General features: G+C 47.4%; 19 protein-coding genes and 1 tRNA gene. 8 read left to right on the top strand and 12 right to left on the bottom strand.

Translation table 11 applies throughout. The features are described from left to right. The first annotated feature begins 145 nt into the window (after positions 1 to 145). Together LTAR_RS03250 and LTAR_RS03245 are read left to right on the top strand one after the other, a co-directional pair. Complete coding sequence (locus tag LTAR_RS03250) at positions 146 to 1,414, top strand: glucose-1-phosphate adenylyltransferase (protein WP_062420731.1); 1,269 nt, start codon at positions 146 to 148, stop codon at positions 1,412 to 1,414. 193 nt (positions 1,415 to 1,607) lie between these two features. Beyond that, complete coding sequence (locus LTAR_RS03245) at positions 1,608 to 4,460, top strand: cation-translocating P-type ATPase (protein ID WP_236686566.1); 2,853 nt, start codon at positions 1,608 to 1,610, stop codon at positions 4,458 to 4,460. A 71-nt stretch (positions 4,461 to 4,531) separates the two neighbouring features. Here LTAR_RS03245 and rnhB read toward each other — a convergent pair whose 3' ends face one another. From rnhB to LTAR_RS03225, 4 genes are all read right to left on the bottom strand, one after another. Continuing rightward, a complete protein-coding gene (rnhB, locus tag LTAR_RS03240) occupies positions 4,532 to 5,203 on the bottom strand; it encodes a ribonuclease HII (RefSeq protein ID WP_062420730.1) in 672 nt (223 codons plus the stop codon). Further along, on the bottom strand, positions 5,184 to 5,930 hold the full coding sequence (locus LTAR_RS03235; RefSeq protein WP_062420729.1) for a dolichyl-phosphate beta-glucosyltransferase: 747 nt from the start codon (positions 5,928 to 5,930) through the stop codon (positions 5,184 to 5,186). The genes rnhB and LTAR_RS03235 overlap by 20 nt, the downstream gene beginning before the upstream one ends. A 24-nt stretch (positions 5,931 to 5,954) precedes the next feature. Next, a complete protein-coding gene (locus tag LTAR_RS03230) occupies positions 5,955 to 6,266 on the bottom strand; it encodes a hypothetical protein (protein ID WP_062420728.1) in 312 nt (103 codons plus the stop codon). A 34-nt stretch (positions 6,267 to 6,300) separates the two neighbouring features. Next, positions 6,301 to 6,373: transfer RNA gene (locus LTAR_RS03225), tRNA-Pro, on the bottom strand. Positions 6,374 to 6,424: 51 nt separating this feature from the next. On the opposite strand from LTAR_RS03225, the gene LTAR_RS03220 reads away from it, so the two are divergent. Then, complete coding sequence (locus tag LTAR_RS03220; RefSeq protein ID WP_062420727.1) at positions 6,425 to 7,402, top strand: alpha/beta hydrolase; 978 nt, start codon at positions 6,425 to 6,427, stop codon at positions 7,400 to 7,402. On the opposite strand, the gene LTAR_RS03215 is transcribed toward LTAR_RS03220, so the two are convergent. The 7 genes from LTAR_RS03215 to LTAR_RS03185 form a co-directional block, all read right to left on the bottom strand. Beyond that, positions 7,399 to 8,520: a 6-phosphofructokinase gene (locus LTAR_RS03215; protein WP_062420726.1), complete on the bottom strand. Its 1,122-nt coding sequence runs from the start codon at positions 8,518 to 8,520 to the stop codon at positions 7,399 to 7,401. The genes LTAR_RS03220 and LTAR_RS03215 overlap by 4 nt on opposite strands. Positions 8,521 to 8,631: 111 nt before the next feature. Further along, complete coding sequence (locus LTAR_RS03210) at positions 8,632 to 9,534, bottom strand: hypothetical protein (RefSeq protein WP_062420725.1); 903 nt, start codon at positions 9,532 to 9,534, stop codon at positions 8,632 to 8,634. Positions 9,535 to 9,799: 265 nt separating this feature from the next. Continuing rightward, entirely contained in the window at positions 9,800 to 10,726 is a 927-nt protein-coding gene (locus LTAR_RS03205) for a hypothetical protein (RefSeq protein ID WP_139044398.1), read from the bottom strand. A gap of 117 nt (positions 10,727 to 10,843) precedes the next feature. Continuing rightward, complete coding sequence (locus tag LTAR_RS03200) at positions 10,844 to 11,872, bottom strand: hypothetical protein (protein ID WP_062420723.1); 1,029 nt, start codon at positions 11,870 to 11,872, stop codon at positions 10,844 to 10,846. A gap of 208 nt (positions 11,873 to 12,080) precedes the next feature. After that, positions 12,081 to 13,127: a hypothetical protein gene (locus LTAR_RS03195; protein WP_062420722.1), complete on the bottom strand. Its 1,047-nt coding sequence runs from the start codon at positions 13,125 to 13,127 to the stop codon at positions 12,081 to 12,083. Between the two features lie 55 nt (positions 13,128 to 13,182). Further along, a complete protein-coding gene (locus LTAR_RS03190) occupies positions 13,183 to 14,226 on the bottom strand; it encodes a hypothetical protein (protein ID WP_062420721.1) in 1,044 nt (347 codons plus the stop codon). A gap of 170 nt (positions 14,227 to 14,396) precedes the next feature. Beyond that, positions 14,397 to 15,377 carry a hypothetical protein gene (locus tag LTAR_RS03185; RefSeq protein WP_062420720.1) on the bottom strand — a complete coding sequence of 327 codons (981 nt, stop codon included), beginning with the start codon at positions 15,375 to 15,377 and terminating at the stop codon, positions 14,397 to 14,399. A 118-nt stretch (positions 15,378 to 15,495) separates the two neighbouring features. On the opposite strand from LTAR_RS03185, the gene gatC reads away from it, so the two are divergent. Next, entirely contained in the window at positions 15,496 to 15,792 is a 297-nt protein-coding gene (gene gatC, locus LTAR_RS03180) for an Asp-tRNA(Asn)/Glu-tRNA(Gln) amidotransferase subunit GatC (RefSeq protein ID WP_062420719.1), read from the top strand. Next, positions 15,789 to 17,261 (top strand): Asp-tRNA(Asn)/Glu-tRNA(Gln) amidotransferase subunit GatA, encoded by a 1,473-nt coding sequence (gatA, locus tag LTAR_RS03175; protein WP_062420718.1) that lies wholly within the window; start codon positions 15,789 to 15,791, stop codon positions 17,259 to 17,261. Before gatC ends, gatA begins: the two co-directional genes overlap by 4 nt. An 85-nt stretch (positions 17,262 to 17,346) precedes the next feature. On the opposite strand, the gene LTAR_RS03170 is transcribed toward gatA, so the two are convergent. Continuing rightward, positions 17,347 to 17,742 carry a hypothetical protein gene (locus LTAR_RS03170; RefSeq protein WP_139044397.1) on the bottom strand — a complete coding sequence of 132 codons (396 nt, stop codon included), beginning with the start codon at positions 17,740 to 17,742 and terminating at the stop codon, positions 17,347 to 17,349. Positions 17,743 to 17,986: 244 nt separating this feature from the next. Between LTAR_RS03170 and LTAR_RS03165 the strand changes: the two genes are divergently transcribed. From LTAR_RS03165 to gatB, 3 genes are all read left to right on the top strand, one after another. Continuing rightward, entirely contained in the window at positions 17,987 to 19,000 is a 1,014-nt protein-coding gene (locus tag LTAR_RS03165; RefSeq protein ID WP_062420716.1) for a sugar phosphate nucleotidyltransferase, read from the top strand. Between the two features lie 201 nt (positions 19,001 to 19,201). Continuing rightward, complete coding sequence (locus LTAR_RS03160; RefSeq protein WP_062420715.1) at positions 19,202 to 20,380, top strand: pyridoxal phosphate-dependent aminotransferase; 1,179 nt, start codon at positions 19,202 to 19,204, stop codon at positions 20,378 to 20,380. A 14-nt stretch (positions 20,381 to 20,394) separates the two neighbouring features. Beyond that, positions 20,395 to 21,852, top strand: a complete 1,458-nt coding sequence (gene gatB / locus LTAR_RS03155) for an Asp-tRNA(Asn)/Glu-tRNA(Gln) amidotransferase subunit GatB (RefSeq protein WP_139044396.1) — start codon at positions 20,395 to 20,397, stop codon at positions 21,850 to 21,852. The last annotated feature ends 12 nt before the right edge of the window (positions 21,853 to 21,864 follow it).

The following is a 21,864-nucleotide window of genomic DNA, read 5'->3' as shown; positions in this document are numbered from 1 at the left end:
CACGAAAAAGCCTTAAAAAAACTGTAAAATCACACAGTTTGTAAGAATATTCACGCTTTTTTTATACTTTTCGTCATGTTGACATCTTCAATACCCTTCTGTATTCTAATTACATGAAGGTAAAAATCAATATTCGGAGAGCATTATGCCATCACAAGACGAAATCCTCGCAGTAATTCTCGGTGGTGGACGTGGAAGCAGGCTTTACCCATTAACAAAAATGCGTTCAAAACCGGCTGTGCCTATGGCTGGCAAGTATCGGTTAATTGATATCCCCATAAGCAACTGCATCAATTCTGAAATTTTCCGCATTGCGATTCTTACTCAATTCAATTCTGTTTCGCTGCACAGACATATCTACCGAAATTATCATTTTGATAATTTCCATACTGGTTGGGTTCAAATCTGGGCAGCCGAGCAGACTATGCAAAATGCAGACTGGTATCAGGGAACAGCGGATGCCGTCAGGAAACAGTTGTTTGAAATTATCGCCACCAGAGCCAAGTATGTTTTAATTCTGGCCGGGGACCATTTGTACCGCATGGATTACGCAGCCATGGCCCGATTCCACTGGGAACATAATGCAGATATCACCGTGGCCGTCCAACCGGTCTCGAAAGACGAGGCCCATCGCTTCGGAATTTTAAAACGCAATCCGAACTTCCAATTGACAGAATTTGCCGAGAAACCGCATGATCCACACCTGTTGGAAGAATTAGTCAGCCGTGATGACCCCCAGAAACCCTACCTGGGTTCTATGGGCATTTACCTCTTCCGTACAGACGTTCTTGTTGATCTGTTGAATAATTACCCACTTGATGACTTTGGCAGCCATGTTATCCCTCAGGCTATAACCACTCATACTGTTTACGGATATGATTTCACCGGATACTGGGAAGATATTGGGACTATTCGCTCTTTCTACGAAACCAACCTGGCCCTCACCCGGCCTAATCCTCCGTTTGATTTTTTTGATGCCTCGGCGCCAATTTATGGCGGAACCCGCTTTCTTCCCTGTTCCACAGTCTATGACAGTAAAATGAAAAACGTTCTTCTGGCCGAAGGATGTTGTATTGATCATGCAGATATTCAAGATTCAATCATCGGTCTGAGAAGCCAGATTGCTTCAGGCGTAAAAATTGATAAAAGCATTATTATGGGTGCAGATTATTACGCTCGGACAGATCAGGTTGATATAGGTCCCATACCTATGGGAATTGGACAGAATTGCCAGATTGAAGGGGCTATTATTGATAAAAATGCGTGCATCGGAAAGGGGGTAATCATCCGATCCTTCCCTCGCGGAACTGATCTTGATTTCGACAACTGGGTGGTGCGAGATGGTATTGTTGTCGTGCCTAAGAGCAGTATTCTGCTTGATGGAACCTTTATAGGACCCGGATCGAAAGATTGAGCCGTTCGGTAAGCCTTATCGCTTCTGTCTTATTTGAAAATTGCTCCAAACAATTCTGCAGAAATCATTTTCCTTTGCGAAAATGTGTTTTTGTTTACACGATAAGGTTTTTTTCTGGTAAAAAATACAATGTTTTTTTTCGAATGAAAGCAGGCGCTTTTTCTTGCCTGGATACTTTATTCTAGAGGGAACTATGACAACGATGGAGAAACAAGAGAAAACTAAAACATCCAGTACAGCTTTATCATTCAGTACCTCCACAATTGACGAGACACTGAAAAGTCTTGGGGTTAGCATCACCCATGGTCTATCAACTGCCGAAGTGGCAGAACGAACCGCAAAATACGGTCTGAATCAATTGCAGGAAGCTCCCAAGCGGACCTTTCTGCAGATGGTTATTGATCAGTTGAAAGGATTTGTCATCATCCTACTGATTGTGGCTGCCGTGATTTCGGGGATACTGGGGGAATGGGTAGATGCCTGTGCTATTCTATTGATCGTTGTTCTTAATGCGGTTATGGGGGTCATCCAGGAATCCCGCGCTGAAGAAGCTCTGGCTTCACTGAAGAAGATGGCATCTCCTGAAGCGCATGTGATTCGCGATGGTAAACGGTCAAGTATTCCTGCCACCCAGCTTGTTCCAGGAGATGTTGTTTTTCTGGAAGCTGGAAACTTTATTCCGGCTGATCTGCGTCTTGTTGAATCTGTGAACCTGCGTGTGGAAGAAGCCGCTCTCACCGGGGAAAGTCTGCCAATCCAAAAAAATGCCAACGTGGTACTAAAATCCTCAGTTCACGTGGGAGATATGACCAATTGCGCTTTCATGGGAACTCTGGCAAACTACGGCCGCGGTATTGGCGTGGTTACCGCAACCGGTATGTCAACCCAACTTGGTCATATTGCCACCATGCTGCAGGAAGTAGAGAATGAAGAGACACCTCTTCAAAAGAAATTAGACAACCTGGGAAAAACCCTGGGGTATGCCTGTCTGGGTGTGTGTGCCCTGGTGTTTATCACCGGCATTCTACGCGCTGGAGACATAACCAAACTGGATGCTGAACACTGGGTGAACCAGTTCATGGTAGCCGTCAGCCTGGCGATTGCCGCCGTGCCTGAAGGCCTGCCCGCCATTGTGACTATCAGCCTGGCGCTGGGTATGCGTGAAATGGTTAACCGTCATGCGCTCATCCGCCGGCTTTCATCCGTTGAGACCCTGGGTTCGGCCACCGTCATCTGCACCGATAAGACTGGCACCCTCACCCAAAATGAAATGACCGTCACCCGCCTTTGGGTTGATGGACAATTCTTTGATATCACCGGCACAGGTTATGCCACCGAAGGCAAGTTCCTGGTGGACGGCAACGAAATAGACCTGGCCAATTATCCAGCAGCCAAAACAGCCCTCTGGGTGGGAATGCTGAACAATGACGCCCATCTTGAAGTCGCCGATCAGGAAGATGAGAAAGGTGTCCGCATTATTGGCGATCCGACAGAAGCCTCATTACTGGTAGCCGCAGCTAAGGCTGGCGCAACGTTAAACGAAGTGAACACCTCCTTCCCACGGACGGCTGAAATTCCATTCGATTCTGACCGTAAACGCATGGTCACTCTGCATGAGGCCATGGCTGCCAATGCGGAAGATTTCTCTCCATACTACCATCCATCCTCTTCAGAACGCTATACAGCTGTAGTCAAAGGCGCACCAGACGTGGTTCTTTCACTCTGTAAATACATGCAATCTATGGATGATCAAAAAACCATTCCGATGGATGATGAGATGCGCGCCCGAGTGCTTGCCGCCAATGACAAAATGACGAAAGATGCGTTGCGTGTTCTTGGTCTGGCCTTCCGCACCGTGGATGCGCACCCGGGTGATGAGAACCTGACCGCCCTTGAAGAAGACCTTGTATTTGTTGGACTGATCGGCATGATTGACCCTCCACGTACAGAGGTGAAATCAGCTTTATTAAAAGCCCGGCACGCAGGCATCCGCACCGTCATGATCACCGGCGACTATCCCAACACCGCACGCGCTATTGGGGAATCTATTGGTTTGATCGAACCCGGGCATGCCGTTTTCACCGGCGCTCAGATCAATGAATTAAGCGATGAAGAATTGCGCAAAGCCGCAGCCACGACAGACGTATACGCCCGTGTTTCACCCGAACACAAAATGCGCATTGTTGACGCACTGCGCGCCAACGGGCAAATCGTCGCCATGACCGGCGATGGCGTGAACGACGCTCCAGCCATCAAACGCGCGGATATCGGCATAGCTATGGGGATCACCGGTACTGATGTGGCCAAACAAACGGCTGATATGGTGCTGACGGATGACAACTACGCCAGCATCGTGGCTGCCGTTGAACAGGGCCGTGTAATCTACAGCAACATCCGCAAATTTGTTTACTTCTTGATCTCCTGCAACCTGGCAGAAATCCTGATCATCTTCATCCCCACGCTATTGGGACTGGGTTCTCCACTGACGGCCATACAACTGCTCTGGTTAAACCTGGTTTCGGATGGCGCTCCGGCATTAGCGCTGGGAACTGAAAAGGGCGACCCGGACCTGATGGATCAGAAACCACGTCCCACGAATGAACCGATCATCAACAAAAAAATGGCGATTGGTGTGGCCATCCAGACGGTGGTTGATACCTGCACCACCCTGTCTGCTTATATCATCGGCTTCCTTATGGTAAATGGTCAAACAATTGATATGATCTTCGATCAAAATATGGATTTCACCATGGCCCATACCATGGCATTTGTGACTTTGAGCCTCTCTGAATTGATCCGCGCATACGCCGCCCGTTCAGAACGTTATTCAGTCTTCAAGATCGGTTTCTTCTCCAACAAGTGGATGAACCTGGCAGTACTGGCCTCATTCCTACTGGTCATGTTCGTCGTTTATGTTCCGTTCTTGAACCCGATCTTCAACACACAACCATTGCTACTTGAAGAGTGGTTGGAAGTCGTGCCGCTCTTCCTGATCCCCTTCGCGGCCGCAGAACTGATTAAACGGTTTGTTTTTAGCCGCGATTGATCTGTAGCAAAAAAGATTTCAAAAAGTTCGACCTGACTTATTTCAGGTCGAACTTTTTATTTTGATGACGTTTACTCTTTATTTTCACTTTGAAGTATGGCCTGTACAGGGGCATAACTTCGGCGGTGTTGTGCCGACACACCTTTTTCTGCCAGAGCCCTGCTATGCCAGGCGGTACCATACCCTTTATGCCGGGCAAAACCATATCCGGGTATTTTTTCTTCCAATAATTCCATGTAATGATCTCGCTCAGTCTTGGCGATGATGGATGCTGAAGCAATACTGAGTGACCGGGCATCACCCTTTATGATGTTCGTCTGAGGGAGGGGAACATCCGGGAGTTTAAGTGCATCGATTAATAAATGCTCCGGCCGGATAGAAAGCGCTTCAACAGCGCGCTTCATCGCAAGGCGGGTGGCCGCCAGTATTCCCAATCCGTCAATCTCCTCATAACTTGCCCATCCTGAGGCCGTGGCCAGTGCATACTGCTGTATAATTGCGGCCCATTTTACCCGTTGGCTGGCCGTCATTTGTTTGGAATCACGCACTCCTGATAGTCGGTCCGCCAGATCAGGATCATTTTTTGGAAGTATGACAGCTCCAGCCGTCACCGGACCAGCCCATGCACCCCTGCCAGCTTCATCAACGCCGGCAATGAAAGTATTACCTGAGCCCCAGAGTTCGCTCTCAAAGCTTGTATCCGGCCAGGCAGGCGTGATTATCTTACCGGCATGCCGGGCCATAGACACCCCGGATAGCATTTCGACGGATAATCAACAAATCTAAAGCCATCCGCAGTGAATCATCGATTAATTTAACCCGGCTGTCAGAATTGAAATACCAGGGAACGGGTACTTCCACAATCGAATATCCGAGACGGCGGGCAATAAATAAAACTTCTACATCAAATGACATACCATTAAGGGTTTGTTTCCGAAAAACATCATCTGCACACCGGGCGGTGAATAATTTAAAACCGCACTGTGAATCCTGCAAGCCAGGCAATACAGCTATCCGTACCATGGCATTGAAAACCCGTCCAATGAAATGCCGGTAGGCCGGTTCATTGTAACGAACAGCGCCAGGGGCTTCTCGTGAACCAATCACCACATCAGCATTTTGCTGCTGGGGCGGCAAGAAACGCATAATTTCTTCGACAGGCATGGAAAAATCAACATCACAAAAAATTCGATACTGTCCCAGTGCTTTCAACATTCCACTGCGAACAGCCAACCCTTTCCCCCGTGAATCCTCATGATAAACAGAAAATGCCGGATGATTTTTACAAAAATCAAGGGCAATTTCGAGGGATCTGTCACTACTGCCATTTTCGATGATCAAAACTTCACTGGAGAAATCACGTGAAACGATAAATTGATGCACCTGTTCCAGTGTGACCGGTAGACGGTTTTCTTCGTTATGCACGGGAAGAATTATAGAAAGGAAAGGGGATTCTGAAGAAGATATCATTCCATCCCCTGATAGACCAGCGCGTTAAAAAAGCGGGGCATCTGGTATGTAATCTCGGATAATTCGGCTTGCCTCAGATTGGATGACTTCAAAACCGGTCGAATCGGATAAAGAAATTGGATTCCCCAGTTTAAATGTGCTGGCCAGCAATGGTATGCGTTCACCCACATAGAACTTTTTTCCGGTTCGTAGTCTCTGCAGTAGTTGATCTCTGGTAAACAATATCCGGTCCGAGTATACCGGACCGCGCTTTTCATAACCTCTGACCAGTTCTACCAATCCTTCAGAATTATATCGAACAGCTTCAATCACGCCGTCGATTTTTTTGTTTGCCATTATGCTGTCGATACTCTATGGAATAAATAATCAGTCGGGGTGGGCGGACTTGAACCGCCGACCCCCGCGTCCCAAACGCGGTGCGCTGCCAACTGCGCTACACCCCGGCGGTTCGAGTATAATCCGAAAATCGCAACGTCGTCAAGGAAGATTTTATCGTGATCCAGATACCATTAAATACACGAAAAGCAGGCTCTCGCCGGCATTCTGCCATTTTCTTACGGATTTGGTTTGTGTTCTTTTGTTTTTTAAGCGCCTGTACTGCAAAAAATGTGGCGGCGGATACAATCGACCCTATTCCAACCTTTACAGAATCACCTGAAACGACCGTTGAAGTTACTGAGGTTTTACAAACATCACAGGCAGTTTCTACAATTGTACAACCACCCACACCGGCAGTGTGTGCAGATAAAAAAGGTCGAATTGTGGATATTGAAGTCCCCAACAAGATCCTTTCCTATCCATTAAAAGTGAAGGTGTATCTGCCTCCATGCTATACCTTGCATCCGAAAAAACCTTACCCTTATGTAATCATGATCCATGGGATGTTATATAAATATGATCAATGGGACCGCGTCGGCGCAGATGAAGCTGCCGATGAATTGATCAGCTCAGGTGAAGTGCCGCCTTTTCTGATCTTGATGCCTTTTGAAGAGCAATCAACAGCCAATCCTTATGAAGACGGTTTCGGAGAAGCCCTTACAAAGAGCCTGATCCCTTTTATGGAAGAAAATTACCCGGTTTGTGCTGAACGCTCCTGCCGCGCCATTGGCGGGCTTTCCCGGGGAGCCGGATGGGCTATTCATATTGGTCTATCAGAACCGGAGTACTTTGGTGAAATTGGTGCTCACAGCCTGCCGCCGTTTATTGGCGATCTGGCTGCTGCACCCCGCTGGCTCGCCAAAATGTCAAAAAACGAGATTCCCAGAGTTTATATTGATATCGGAATCGGAGACAGCGGGATGGTTCAGGCCAGTCAGTTTGAACAGATTCTCACAGCTTACAATATTCCCCATGAATGGCACATTAATAACGGAGAGCACACCGAAGACTACTGGTCAGCTCACGTCAAAGAGTATATGAGATGGTATGCATCAGGGTGGAATGAGCCCACTCCACCGGTGATATTAAACTAATCGCCCAGATTGGTACCAATCTTTCGGGCACTGATTACCCAGGGATGATCAATGGGAACGGTCTTGCGTCGGCCAACAATGGATTCAAGTAGAACCGGTTCAATCCCTTCTCCCCGTGAAGCCACCATCACACCATATTGCTCACGGTTGATCAAATCTGCGGCCGCAGTTCCCAGGCGGGTGGCCAGCAGGCGGTCATAAGCTGATGGAGTTCCACCGCGTTGAACATATCCCAGAATAGTGACTCTTGATTCCAAACCGGTCAATTGCTCCAATTCAGATGCCAGTCTGATCGTGCTGGAAGCCTGTGCCTGTCGGAGTTCAAGTAGATGGGCTTCAGCTTTTTCCCGGTTGGCGGTTTTTTTCGCGGCAGCCAGTTCTTCTTCAGCCAATTTCATTTCTTCCGCATCCTTGCGATTCATGGCCCCTTCTGAAACCGCCACAATGCTAAATCGCTTTCCTCCGCGGCTTCGTCCCAGAATGGCTTCAGCCACAGATGAAGTCTCATAAGGGATTTCCGGAATCAAAATGACATCTGCTCCGCCGGCAATTCCCGAACCCAGCGCCAACCAGCCCGTGTTATGCCCCATAATTTCGACAACAATAATCCTATGGTGACTGTGCGCTGTGCTATGCAGCCGGTCAACAGCATCTGTGGCAATTCCAAGAGCGGTATCAAAACCGATGCTGTGGTCGGTTCCATACAAATCATTATCAATGGTCTTGGGGATTGTTACAACATTGATCCCTTTTTTCATTAATTTTGCAGCACTTTTATGAGTCCCGCCACCGCCAATACAAACCAGTACATCCAGGTGGTGACGTTTGTAATTTTCCACCATGGTGTCAGTCATATCCAAAAACTGACCTCCCATCGGCATATTATTGGGTTTATCCCGGCTTGTTCCCAGAATTGTCCCACCGCGGGTTAATATGCCAGAGAGATTTGAACCATCCAGACGAATCGTCCGGTTCTGCATTAATCCCCGGTAACCCTCATAGAATCCAATGATTTGCATTCCATATTCTTCGATGGCTGCTTTACCTAAACCTCGCAAAGCAGCATTCAACCCGGGAGTGTCTCCTCCGGCAGTCAATACACCAACTAGCTTTGTCATGGATCCTCCTAAACGATAAGGTTACTCTTGAGTATAACTGAACCGGCCGCTGCCTAGTATTGCAGGCAGCGGCCGAAATGATTCTCTTCAGGCCTACTGGAATACGAAATTTTAAGGTTTAATCTGGAAAGGTTCTGCCAATCCTGGCATATTACCGGTAGGCACAAATCCAGATGGGATACGAGCTGTATTATCCACACCCCAGAGGGACTTCAAAGGATAAGTTGCTCCATCTGATTTCAACGGAGATCCGGCTTCTTCACGGGTAAATTTATCGTTGAATTCAAACTTGGTCAGGTCCTGAACACCCACAAGGGCCCATGGCATCCATATGAATTTCCCTTTGGCCCCGCCAATAAAACTACTCTTGAAGGCAAACTGGATGCATTTGGGATCTTTCGGCGAGATCCGGGCCCAGGCCAAATTCGGGTCATCGCCTTTACCCGAATTGAATACTTCTTTGTCATATCCTTTGGCATCAGACAATTTTGTATCAGGCAATACCGGTTTTATACCGCCCATATTATTATCTGAGTTGGACATAATCATGACACCTTCAGTGGACCATTCGGTGCCTTTGGGGGTAGATGCCAGCAGAATAAATTCGCCACGGTTATCCAGGTCTGTATCCATTTCAATGCCATACAGGGGTTTGCTGGCATCTCCTTCAGATAACGGATTCACCATGAACATCTGAACATAAACCCAGTTAGGATCTTCACGATTCATCAGGATTTTGGCAATATCCATGAACGGTAAATAACCCATGTTCTGGTCAAATGGTCGTTCGTACCATCCGAGTCCAAATACATCCCCGCCGAAAGCCGTCTTGTCTTTGGCGGTCTTCTCATTGGTTTGATCATGAACCGTCTGGGTTTTTATTGTGGGAATATCACCCGGTTTATTTGGGTCGCTATCAGCCGCCATTACCGGCTGACTGAAACTCCCCAAGGCCATTACAAGTAGTGTGATGATAGCGGCTGCGCTCAAAAAACTGAATTTCGACTGTTTCATGTGTAGTCCTCCCAATTCTTAACAAAAGGAATCCAGTAGAGCTTTCTTACAGTACTAAGTTAGAAATTAACTTGCCATAAAATTACAGTTAATCCTACCTTAATACACCGATTTTTTATCTACAGCAACTCCATTTTGCGTTGAAAATCGGTTTCTACACACCGAAATTGTTAGCTTAATCTTCCGATGTCATTCTGCGACTTCGGATGTGTCAATATTCAATATAGGATGAAAAAGATAAAATTACAAGTGCTTAAGATTCATATCAAGGTGGGCAAACCCCCTGTTCATTCCCTGATGGGGTAAGACCAGAAAGTCCGCGGCAGGTATTGTCTACAGTATAGACGGCTTTCAATGGATAATCCAGATCCCCGACAATGGCTGAACCAGCCTGTTCCATTGTGAAATAATCATCAATGTCATACCATGTAGGTGGAAAGGGATTACCATCTGTATAAGGTTTCCAGGAGAATTTACTATTTTTGCCGCCGGTCAGATTTTCGGCTACCGCAATCTGCAGTCCATTAGAAATAAGACGACTCCAAATCTGTCCCCGGGTTTTTCCCGCATTTGCATCAATTTTGATGGATTCAAATCCGCTGCCTTTATATCCATGTGGATCACTTCGATTGATAACTCTGCCGCCCACATCTCCATCGCTATCCCAGAACATTTTTACGCCTGTCTCTGTCCAGGTCGAGGAGGTCGGTGCAGGCAATTGAATCAAAAAATCTCCACGTCCGTCAATATTCAAGTCGAGTTCAAGACCGTAAACAACCGGAGAAGAAGCTGGTTCAGCTTCGAGCACAATCGTGAAATAATCCCACCCATATCCAGAACGTACCAGTTCAGCGCGAACAATATCCAGAGATGGAAGATAATTCATTTCCTTGTCGAAAGGTCGTTCAAAACGACCCTGTGTATAGTCGTCACCTCCCGGTGCCTTGTGTTCTGCTGATGTAGAAACGCATGTTTGGTCATAGATAATCTGAGGTGTGCCGTGTGGATCGCCAGGCTTGAAATCTGATAGAGTTACACCACTCACAGGCGTGAGATCCATCATGGGTGTCATCGTAAAACTGATCGGCGGTTGTGTAGATGTAACTGTTGGAGTTTTGGGCTTGCGGGATTCTCTTTCCTGCTGCGCCAGAATGGGGGAACACCCTTCCACCAGCAGAAAGTATCCAATCATCACACTATAGAATACAGACTTGATTCGGCCTGAACAGGTTATTTTGTGCATAATGGTAGATTATGACACATGTTTAGAAGAACTTCTCATCCCCGGTTAATTATTCACGTCATCAAATCATTTCTGACACGGTGGACAAGTCGAAAAAACCGGGCACGGTGTGCAGGCCTGATCAGGCAGATTGTACATTGGGTCATAATTCAGGCATAATCCGGGTAAGGTTCCTTCAGGAACAAAACCAGAAGGTTCCCGGCAGGTATTATCCACTCCCCAGATAGCCTTTATTGGATAATTATTCCATTTGTCTTTTATTGGATTACCGGCTTCTTCGAAAGTAAAGAAGTCGTTAAATTCAAAGATGGACCAATCCAACATGCCAATATTTGTCCACGGCAGCCAGATAAATTTGCCATTGAAACCGCCGGTAAGTTTGTTCTTGAATGCCAATTCCACCCGGTCGGGATTCTTCTTTGAAAGCCGCGACCAGGCTAGGTCATTATCATCACCCTTTCCATTATTAAATATTTCTTGATAATAACCGCGTCCGGTTGACCGGATTCCATCTGGATGAACTGGCTGGATACCACCCACATTTCCATCTGGAGCTGTTTTCACAATCACACCATCTGTTGACCATTCAGTGGAGACTGGTTTTTCAAAAATGATTAAGATATCACCCCGGCTGTCCAGATTCGTGTCCAATTCCATCATAAATCTGGAATCGATGTCTGGATTAACCGACAGCGATTTGGCAACTATGAATTGAACATAAATCCAGACCGGGTCTTCACGATTCAGTTTGACTGTCTTCAGATCTATGGCCGGCAGATAATTCATGGAAGGATCAAACGGACGTTCATACTTTCCGTTCTTAAAATCATCTCCTCCATATGCCTGTTTCTGATCGGCTGTTAACTCATTTGTCTGGTCATGTACCGTTTGAAAAACCGAACCCCAGGGTTCTGTTGAGGGAATATCTTTGTGTTTGCTTTTTCCGGAGGCATCAGGAACGGCCGTTCCCTGTGGGGTGTTGGCCGGCGCGGGATCCTGTGATTTTTCCGCCGGTAGAATGAAGGCGGTAAGGGAAAAAATAAGAACAAAACTAAATATCAACGATAATACAGTCAACATTCTTACCGGTTTCATAGAGATCGTCTCCTCCTTTGATCATCTTGAATCCATGCAATGTTGATGGTTATTATGCAAAATCAGTTTACAACCAAGTAAAACAGTATTCAAGCAATAATCAACAAACTTCAGGAAAATTCATAAGAAAGTTTGTCTGATTTCTTCTTTTCTGCTTGTTTAATTATCCGCCCGTATACAGACACCTTTACTTAAGGTATCTGGTATTTCAACGGCATGGTCCCCCATTCGGATTACGACATTCGACCGGCTGCTTCTCATCAGGTTGTTCGGGTGCCGGTGGCAGCGGGCATAATCCTGGTTCATAACCAGTAGCGTCGTATCCTGAAGCCACCCGGCAGGTATTATCAACAGCGTATACCTCTTTGAGAGGATAATTTACTTCGCCCTTATACGGAGAGCCAGCCTGTTCCAGGGTATAACTTACCTGTAAATCATATTCTCTTTCAGAGAATGGGGCGCCATCTGTGAATGGCCGCCAGATGAATTTCCCCTTTTCTCCACCAACAATGGAATTTTTAAATGCAATTTCCACAGTATCATCTGATCCTGGCTTCAAACGGATCCAGGCCAGATCATTATCAGTGCCTCTTCCGGAATGTAGAAGGTTGACATCAAACCCGAGTGCACCTGTCACCGGAATGCCGCCATCCGAGGCGATTGTCAACGGCTGTTCAGCTGACGTGCTCTTCCAGACATCCACACCGTCAGTAGTCCATTCTTCCGATAATGGTCCCAATCCACGGATCATGAACAGGTTCCGTCCGTCACGATTTAAGTCAAGTTCCAACCCGTAATATGGTGAGTTATTAATGGCTGAATTGACCGGCCAGGCTACCTGAATGGTGACATAGATGAATTCTGGATCTGTGCGGACCATGGTCGATTTGACGATATCCAGGTTCCCCAGGTATCCCATTTCTCTGTCAAAAGGTCGTTCAAAACGCCCATCGTAAAATTCATCACCACCGTATGCCCTTTTTTGAGAGGCATAATTTTCTGAAACCTGGTCATGAATGGTTTGTTCCTTTCCGGTGTACTCACCCGGGATAAGGACATGCGGCGGAGGGGAAGGTTCCACCGGCCTGATGGATATGATGGTTGGGACGGGAGTGGAAGTTGCTGCCGGTTGTTTCGGCAGGCTGGTGGGGCTCGATTCCGCCGTTGGTTCAAGGATTGGGGCGGCCACAGGAACACAGCCAATCACCAGTAAAACCAGAATGCCTGCTTGGAAGACCAATTTACAAGAGCTCATGGGTACCTCCCAGATAAAACTTTCAACCAATAGAAAATTACTTGATTCTTGATAATCAGCGGTGGGAAGGTGGTGGAAGTACAAAAGGATTCTCAGGTACTTGTTGTTGTTCAGGTTCTTCCTGTTCCACCTGCGGAACAGGTTGCGGGCAAATTCCTGGTTCGCGGCCAGTTGCCGTATAACCGGAAGCAACCCGGCAGGTGTTATCAACAGCATAGACCGCTTTCAATGGATAATTGGCGTCTTCGATTAATGGAGAGCCTGCCTGTTCAAGGGAAAAACTGGTTTGCAGGTCATAAAACAATGGTTCAAAAGGAGCACCATCGGTAAACGGACGCCAGATGAATTTACCCTTTTCTCCACCCACCAGTGTATTCTTGAAAGCAATTTCAATCGTATCCGCCAGACCAGGGCTCTTTCTGATCCAGGCAAGGTCAATATCATCCCCTTTGCCAGATTTCAAGAGACTGACATCAAAACCAACCGTTCCGGTTACAGGAATTCCGGTATTCGATTGTGCCAGGGGGATTTCAGATGATGTACTCTCCCACACATCCACCCCATCGACAGTCCAATCTTCAGATAACGGCTGTGTTCCCTGAATCAGATATCGGTTTCGGCCGTCAAGATTCAAATCCAATTCAAGACCATAATATGCCGGATTTTCTTCAGCCGAATCAAGAGGAGAGGCCACCTGGATGGTAACAAAAATGAAACTCGGATCATTACGGATCATGGTGGATTTGATAATATCCAGGTAACCCAGGTAAGTCATGTTCCTGTCAAACGGCCGTTCAAACCGTCCTTTAAGATATTCGTCTCCACCATAAGCTCTCTTCTGGTTGGCGTATTTCTTATTATCCTGGTCATGAATAGTCTGAGCCTGACCAGTATGAGAGATAGGTAGAAGAATATGAGCCTGAACGGTCGGTGATACGGTTGTCGGTTGTTCAGTTGGTTGGTTTATTGGAATGTTGGTTGGCGGAAGGGTTGTTGATTTTTTTACAGGAGTTAACGGAAGATTGCAAGCCGTAATAACCAATGTGAAGAAAACAGACATCATCAAGAACAAACGAACAAAACACCACGCCCTGTTCATTTTTCCTCCACACAACAGGAAAAGAGAAACATTGACCAGGCATCGTTGGTACATTCACTATAGGGCGAGTCAGATTGAAATTCAAGACCTATAATTTTAAGTAAACAAAAACCATACCATAAACAACCTCTCACTTTCGTGAGAGGCTTTTATTTTTGTTCTTTTTCAAATTAACCGATGATGTCAGGTGGAGGTTGTCTGGGAGCCGGATTCGATTTGGGTTTATCCGGTTTTTCTGGCGGTGGAGGAAGTGGACATAGACCTGGCTCATAACCAGTGGCATCATATCCTGAAGCCACCCGGCATGTATTATCCACAGCATAAACTTCCTTGAGCGGGTAGTATTGACTGTCTTTTAATGGAGAACCGGCCTGTTCAAGTGTAAAGCTTACATTCAAATCATAAAGGGTGGATGCAAAAGAGGCGCCATCCGTCACCGGACGCCAGACAAACCTGCCCTTCATGCCACCTACCAGGGAATTTTTAAAAGCCAATTGAACGGTATCCGGTTTGTTCGGATCCAGTCGTACCCAGGCAAGGCTGGTATCTGTTCCTTTACCGGAATCAAATAGATTGGTATCAAAACCGAGTGATCCGGTCACCGGAATGACCTTGTCATTCCCAGTCAGAGCCAGTTCTGCGCTCGAACTTTTCCACACGTTAACGCCGGCGACCGACCAGTCAGTACTGACGGGCTTCTGCGCAAGTAACAGGTATTCACTACGCCCGTCAGAGTTGGTATCCAATTCCAATCCATACAAAACCGGTTCATTCTCAGATGTTGCTACTGGAACGGCTAATTGTATGGTGGCATAGATGAAGTTTGGATCATCCCTCTGCATAGTCGATTTGATGATATCAAGGTAGGGTAGATAATTCATGTCTTTATCAAATGGACGTTCAAATTTACCAACACTATATTGATCTCCGCCAAAAGCCCGTTTCTCATCTGCCGTGGTAGTATTGACCTGGTCATAAATAACCTGCTCTTTACCTGTCGGATTCCCCGGGATAAGCAAGGAATCAGGATTTCCTGATGGTGGAGAGTTATCAGGCATACCGGAAGCCTGAACGTTCATTACCGGTACCACTCCAATAGCCAAAATAAAAGCCAGAGCGGAGAATACCAGGTGTTTCTTCCATTTATTCATTTGAACTCCTTTCTACTCGAAATACTACTTATAAGACTATATATATCGTATTAACGAGTATAGCGATTGTTTAACAAAAATCAAGTATGAATCTCGCTTCCTTTGATATAATCCGGTCATGTCACTTTCACGCGAAGAAGTAATCCACATTGCCAAATTGGCCCGGCTTGAACTATCTGATAATGAGATCGAGCGGTACCAACAACAGCTTTCTTCGATCCTTGAATATGCCGACCGATTGAAAGAACTGAATACCAGTCAGATTCCCCCGACCTCCAGTGTTTTGCCCGCTCGCAGCCGTTTCCGCGATGATGTTCCTGTAGAATCTCTGCCGACGGACAAATTATTAAAGAATGCACCTCAATCAGAGAAAGATCAGTTCAAGGTGCCTCCGGCTCTAGAAGGACCCCAATGAATCGATTGACTGATCTCACAGTAACTGAGGCTATGCATGCCCTTAATGCAGGTGAATGCAGCAGCCTTGAATTGACCCGGGCAATCCTTGAGAGAATTGATGCTCTTGAACCCTCTGTTCTGGCATTTCTTACCCGTACACCAGAACTTGCCCTTCAACAAGCCCAAACAGCCGATGAAAAACGTAAAGAATTGAAACGAAATGGTTCAGCTATTCCCAGGCTTCTGGGGTTGCCCATCGCAGTCAAAGATGTATTGACGGTTGAAGGCATCCGCTGCACCTGCGGTTCGAAAATTCTGGAAAATTTTGTTCCCGTTCACACCGCCACCTGTGTCCATAAACTGCAGGAAGCAGGAGTTGTCATTCTGGGAAAAACGAATACAGATGAATTCGCCATGGGTTCATCTACTGAAAATTCGGCTTATTTCACCACCCGAAATCCCTGGGATCTGGAACGTGTCCCCGGTGGATCGAGTGGCGGAAGCGCAGCAGCTGTAGCAGCCCGTTTCACCCCGGCAGCTCTGGGGACCGACACTGGCGGCAGTGTCCGTCAGCCAGCCTCATTTTGCGGTGTTACGGGTATTAAACCTACATACGGCCGGGTCAGCCGGTACGGTCTGATCGCCTATGGTTCTTCATTGGATTCCGCCGGTGTGCTGACACGCACTGTAGAAGATGCCGCCCTGATCTTTGAGGTCATGGCCGGGTATGATCCCCGTGATGCCACCACCATGGATGTTCCTGTACCACAGATTCAACTGGATAGTCGCACTGACCTGCGCGGACTTCGCATCGGTGTTCCAAAGGAATACTTTATCAAAGGTATTCAACCTGAAGTAGAGCAGACCGTCAGGGCGGCCATTGCCCGGTTTGCCGAAATGGGCGCCGAGATCAAAGAGGTCTGCCTGCCACACACCGAATATGCCCTGCCAGTGTATTATCTGATCGCCCCGGCAGAGGCCAGCGCCAACCTGGCACGCTACGATGGCATCCGTTTCGGTCTGCGCGTACCAACGGAAAGCAATATCGAAATGTTCAAAAAATCTCGCGGTGCAGGGTTTGGTTCAGAAGTCAAACGGCGAATCATGCTTGGAACGTATGCACTTTCTGCCGGATATTACGATGCCTATTATGGACAGGCGCAAAAAGTCCGCACTCTGATCAAGCAAGACTTTGAAAAAGTATTTGAATCAGTGGATATGATCGCCGCCCCCATTGCTCCAACTACAGCTTTCAAACGCGGGGTTCACACCGAAGACCCTCTGGCCATGTATTTGGAAGATGTTTTCACCCTGCCCGCCAACCTCGCCGGTGTTCCCGGGCTGGCTTTTTGCTGCGGTTTTGACAGCCAGAATATGCCTGTGGGTATGCAATTGATGGGTCCGCATTTCAAAGAAGATGCATTGTTTAAAGCCGGGCACGCCTATCAGCAGGTTACAGATTGGCACCGGAAAAGCCCAACACTATAATCGGCTTAATCATATATGGATACAAAATAGAGTCCTGATTTCTCAGGACTCTATTTTGTATGTATAAACACCGTAAGCACAACACTTACTGACTTTCCACTATTTTGAACTCAACCAGTTGATCCAATTCATCATTGATATACAGTTCCACCCGGTACAAACCCGGTGAGAACTTCTTTTTAGGTGAGAGGGTGAAATCAAGGTTGCCGGACCCGGCTTGAACAGTGGCTGTTGAATTAATTAAGAAGTTTACAGCTTTCGGATCACCCACATCGGTAATATACCAATCTGCCCTGAAGTTGGTTTTTGGCGGTGCTTTTTTTACAGCCACGACCGCATGAATGGTTTCAGATGGATCAAATTCTAAGGTTGGATCAACCGGATCAAAATTATCATCTGTAGCCCCGCGTGCCATGGTTACTTTTGTAATCAATCCGCTGGCTTTTGGTACCGGTAGATTGGAGGTTCGGGTAGGTTTCACGGCTGTTTCCTCGTTTTCTTTTGAACCTCCCATGAGGGTTACACATGACAGTGATATGAAAAGAATTGAAAAACCGAGGATGAAAAGTCGCAAGTTTCTCAAGTTATTTTTCTCCTTTCGGTTTTAATATCAGGTAACATCATCATATTTCAAAAGAAATCTCAATACAATCATTCCTTTTTCCAGGCAGGAACGCAAGGGAAAGCAGTGATAAAATCATTTAAACCTACCTGGGAGAAGAGACTTGTCGACAACCATAAAAATCGTCATACCTATGGCCGGTCTTGGGACGCGAATGCGCCCGCATACGTATAGCAAGCCGAAACCCCTGATCGGTCTGGCTGGTAAAACAGTCCTTGATTATGTTCTGGAACAATTCACACCGCTTCCTGAAAAATATTCTCCTGAATATGTATTGATTGTCGGTCCGAACCAGTTGGAACAGGTTCAGGAATACATGGAAGTTACTCACCCGGAAAAAACAGTCAATTATGTTGTGCAGGAACATATGCGCGGTCAATCAGACGCCATGTACCTGGCCAGGGAGTATCTTCATGGTCCGATGTTGATGACTTTTTCCGACACGCTCATCGAAACAAATTTCGACGTGCTGGCAGATGATCAAATTGATGGAGCCGCCTGGGTAAAACCTGTTCCCGATCCACGCCGGTTCGGTGTAGCCGAGGTCAATGATCAAGATTGGGTGCATCATCTGGTGGAAAAACCGCAGGAAATGTCTAACAATCTGGCACTCGTCGGGTTCTACTATTTCAAGCGCGGTGAAGATTTAATCGCAGCAATCAAGGAACAGATGAACCGCAGCATTATGCTTAAGGGCGAATATTTTCTGGCAGATGCCATCAATATTTTGCTGGAAAAAGGTGCAAAGATCCGTCCAAGCCGTTTGGACATCTGGCTTGACGCCGGTACACCCCAATCCCTGTTGGAAACCAACCAGTATCTACTTGAACATGGTCACGACAACACATCAGACGCCCGCAAGCGGGATGGTCTGTGTATCATCCCTCCTGTTTTTATTCATCCATCTGCCATTGTGGAGAATTCTGTCATTGGTCCAAACGTGTCAATGGATGCCAATTGCCAGGTACGCAATGTCATTTTGAAGAACTCGATTGTTGAAAAAGGTACACAAATTCAACAAATGGTTCTTGAAGATTCGCTGCTTGGGCGGCATGTTCAACTGCAAGGCCAGGCAGCCAGATTAAATTTAGGAGATTCATCCTGGGCTATGGAATAGAGACCAGGGTTGAATGCCTGGCCAGTCAGCGGTACCCTGAAAGACCCCTTCGTTTCATCCTTAACAACCAACAGCATGAGGTTTTGAGAATTGTTTGCGAGACTCGCACTCCGCAGGGTTACGAATATATCATTCTCGACCAGGATCAAAATCAATTCAATCTTGCATATGACGAAATAGAACAGGTGTGGACGATACAACATGGAAACAACTCAGACAAGTAAATCCTATTTAAGTACCCGCGTAGCCAACCTTAAACCCTCTGGCATTCGAAAATTTTTTGATATTGTTGCCACCATGAAAGATGTGATCTCGCTCGGCATTGGCGAGCCTGATTTCACCACACCATTACCCATCCTCGAAGCTGGAGTGAGGTCGCTGCATGCTGGTGAGACTCATTACACCTCCAATTCAGGCAAGATTGAATTACGCAAAGCACTGACACAGAAATGGGAAAATCTCTATGGAGTTTCCTATCATCCAGAAAAAGAGGTCTTAATTTCAGTAGGCGGCTCCGAAGCCCTATATCTGGCTTGCACCGCCATACTTAACCCGGGTGATGAAGTTATCATTCCCACCCCCTGCTTTGTCGCTTATCAGAGTGAAGTGCTGCTGGCGGGTGGTGTGCCGGTGGAAGTGCCGCTCAAAGCGGAAGATAACTTTGACCTGAAACCGGCGGCCATCGCTGCCGCCATCACCCCACGCACAAAGGCCATTCTGCTGGGTTTTCCTAACAATCCCACAGGCGCTGTGGCCAGCCGCGAAACGCTTATCGAAATCGGCAAACTGGCCGAAAAGCATGATCTCATCGTCATGTCTGATGAAATTTATGACCGCCTGGTTTACGGGGTAAAACATGTTTGTTTCCCCTCCCTTCCTGGAATGCGGGAACGGACTATTCTTCTGGGTGGTTTTTCCAAAGATTACGCCATGACCGGCTGGCGTATCGGTTTCGCCTGCGCACCGGAAGAAATCCTGACAGGCATGCTGCGTGTTCACCAATACACCATCATGTCAGCGCCCACCACCGCGCAGGATGCCGCCACAGAAGCCCTTCTTAAAGCCGAAACCTATGTACAGGACATGGTTCACGAATATGACCGCCGCCGCCAGTTGATCGTGAGTGGGTTTAATCAGCTCGGGTTGAAAACTGTCGAACCGCACGGAGCATTCTATGCCTTCCCGAATGTATCAATATCTGGTATGGACGAAGATACATTTGCCAACCGGCTTCTCTCCGAAGAACGTGTGGCCATGGTTCCCGGAACAGCCTTCGGGGCCGGAGGTGAGGGCTACTGCCGCGCCAGTTATGCCACTGCTTATGAAAAAATTGAACAGGCTCTTGAACGCATGGAGAAATTCATGCGCCGGCTTGGATAATACCAGACAGGAAATTGACACGCATGGAATACGAAATTGTTATTGGACTAGAAGTACATGCCGAATTGGCAACAAATACCAAAATGTTCTGCTCGTGCCGGGTGGTCGATTCCACCCAGGCGGAACCCAATACCACTGTCTGCCCGGTATGTGCCGGTATGCCCGGTGTTCTACCGGTGGTGAATCGGCAGGCGGTGGAATATGCCATGCGCGTCGGTCTGGCTCTGGGTTGCACCATTAATAACACCAGTCTGTTTGACCGTAAAAATTATTTTTACCCCGATCTTCCAAAAGGGTATCAAATTTCCCAGTATGAACACCCCATTGCTTCCGATGGACTGCTTGTAGTGGATACATCTAAGGGTGAAAAAGCCATTCGCATCCGCCGCGCCCATCTGGAAGAAGACACCGGTAAATTGACCCATGTGGTTACCGACACGGAGAATTATTCTCTGGTTGACCTTAATCGCTGCGGTGTTCCCCTTCTGGAGATTGTCACTGAACCAGACATCCACTCGATAGAAGAAGCCCGGGCGTATGCCACCACTCTGCGTGGTATTTTGCGCGCACTGGGCGTCAATTCTGGAGATATGGAAAAAGGCGTCATCCGGTTTGAAGCCAATGTTTCCGTCCGTGAGGCCGGAACCGATGTGCTGAACAACCGGGTGGAAATCAAGAACCTTAACAGCTTCCGGGCTATGGAACGCGGTCTGGCGTATGAGATCGACCGCCAGATCAAAATCATGGAAAGCGGGGGAACCGTTTCGCAGGAAACCATGGGTTGGGATGACACCAATAACTGCACGTATACTCAACGCAGCAAAGAAGATGCCCATGACTACCGCTACTTCCCCGAACCAGACCTGCCGCCGCTGGTGGTTGATGCAGACTGGGTTCACCGGGTGCAATCCACACTACCGGAACTACCGCGTGCTCGAGCTCAACGCTACCAGAACAATTTCAATCTAACCGCCGCCGATGCCACTCTGCTGGCCGCCGATATTACAGTGGCGCAGTATTTTGAGAATACTCTTGCAGCGGCAAAAGACGTCCCCGGGAAAACAGTGGCTGCCTGGATTCTGGGTGAAGTATATGCCTACCTGAACCGCACAGGAGAAGCCTTCGAATCTCTGCGTGTCACCCCGGCCATTCTGGCAGATCTACTCATTCGCCTGACCAAAGGGGAGGTTAACGCCGCTACAGCAAAGGTAATTCTGGCCACTCTGCTGGAAAAAGGCGGTTCGGCCGGTGAGATCATCAAGGAAAAAGGATTGCAGCAAACTTCCGATCCAGGTCAGATTGCCGCTCTGGTGGCCAAAGCCATTCAGGATAATCCCGGTGAACTGGAAAGTTATCGCAACGGTAAAGAGACTGTGGCTAACTGGTTCTTCGGTCAGGTGATGCGCATGGCCGGTGGAAAAGCCAATCCACAGGTTGTCCGCGAAGAGCTGGCCCGACAATTGAAAAAATAAGCTTTTTGAACA

Source organism: Leptolinea tardivitalis (assembly GCF_001050275.1).
In the GTDB taxonomy this organism is placed as follows: domain Bacteria; phylum Chloroflexota; class Anaerolineae; order Anaerolineales; family Anaerolineaceae; genus Leptolinea; species Leptolinea tardivitalis.
This window is presented reverse-complemented; position numbering and strand designations above follow the sequence as displayed.

Coding starts and splice junctions, on each gene's coding strand:
- LTAR_RS03185 (WP_062420720.1), bottom strand. CDS start 15,377: ATGAATAAATGGAAGAAACACCTGGTATTCTCCGCTCTGGCTTTTATT.
- gatC (WP_062420719.1), top strand. CDS start 15,496: ATGTCACTTTCACGCGAAGAAGTAATCCACATTGCCAAATTGGCCCGG.
- LTAR_RS03195 (WP_062420722.1), bottom strand. CDS start 13,127: ATGAGCTCTTGTAAATTGGTCTTCCAAGCAGGCATTCTGGTTTTACTG.
- LTAR_RS03205 (WP_139044398.1), bottom strand. CDS start 10,726: ATGATTGGATACTTTCTGCTGGTGGAAGGGTGTTCCCCCATTCTGGCG.
- LTAR_RS03235 (WP_062420729.1), bottom strand. CDS start 5,930: ATGATATCTTCTTCAGAATCCCCTTTCCTTTCTATAATTCTTCCCGTG.
- LTAR_RS03210 (WP_062420725.1), bottom strand. CDS start 9,534: ATGAAACAGTCGAAATTCAGTTTTTTGAGCGCAGCCGCTATCATCACA.
- LTAR_RS03200 (WP_062420723.1), bottom strand. CDS start 11,872: ATGAAACCGGTAAGAATGTTGACTGTATTATCGTTGATATTTAGTTTT.
- LTAR_RS03230 (WP_062420728.1), bottom strand. CDS start 6,266: ATGGCAAACAAAAAAATCGACGGCGTGATTGAAGCTGTTCGATATAAT.
- LTAR_RS03215 (WP_062420726.1), bottom strand. CDS start 8,520: ATGACAAAGCTAGTTGGTGTATTGACTGCCGGAGGAGACACTCCCGGG.
- LTAR_RS03160 (WP_062420715.1), top strand. CDS start 19,202: ATGGAAACAACTCAGACAAGTAAATCCTATTTAAGTACCCGCGTAGCC.
- LTAR_RS03250 (WP_062420731.1), top strand. CDS start 146: ATGCCATCACAAGACGAAATCCTCGCAGTAATTCTCGGTGGTGGACGT.
- LTAR_RS03190 (WP_062420721.1), bottom strand. CDS start 14,226: ATGAACAGGGCGTGGTGTTTTGTTCGTTTGTTCTTGATGATGTCTGTT.
- LTAR_RS03245 (WP_236686566.1), top strand. CDS start 1,608: ATGACAACGATGGAGAAACAAGAGAAAACTAAAACATCCAGTACAGCT.
- gatA (WP_062420718.1), top strand. CDS start 15,789: ATGAATCGATTGACTGATCTCACAGTAACTGAGGCTATGCATGCCCTT.
- rnhB (WP_062420730.1), bottom strand. CDS start 5,203: ATGGCCCGGCATGCCGGTAAGATAATCACGCCTGCCTGGCCGGATACA.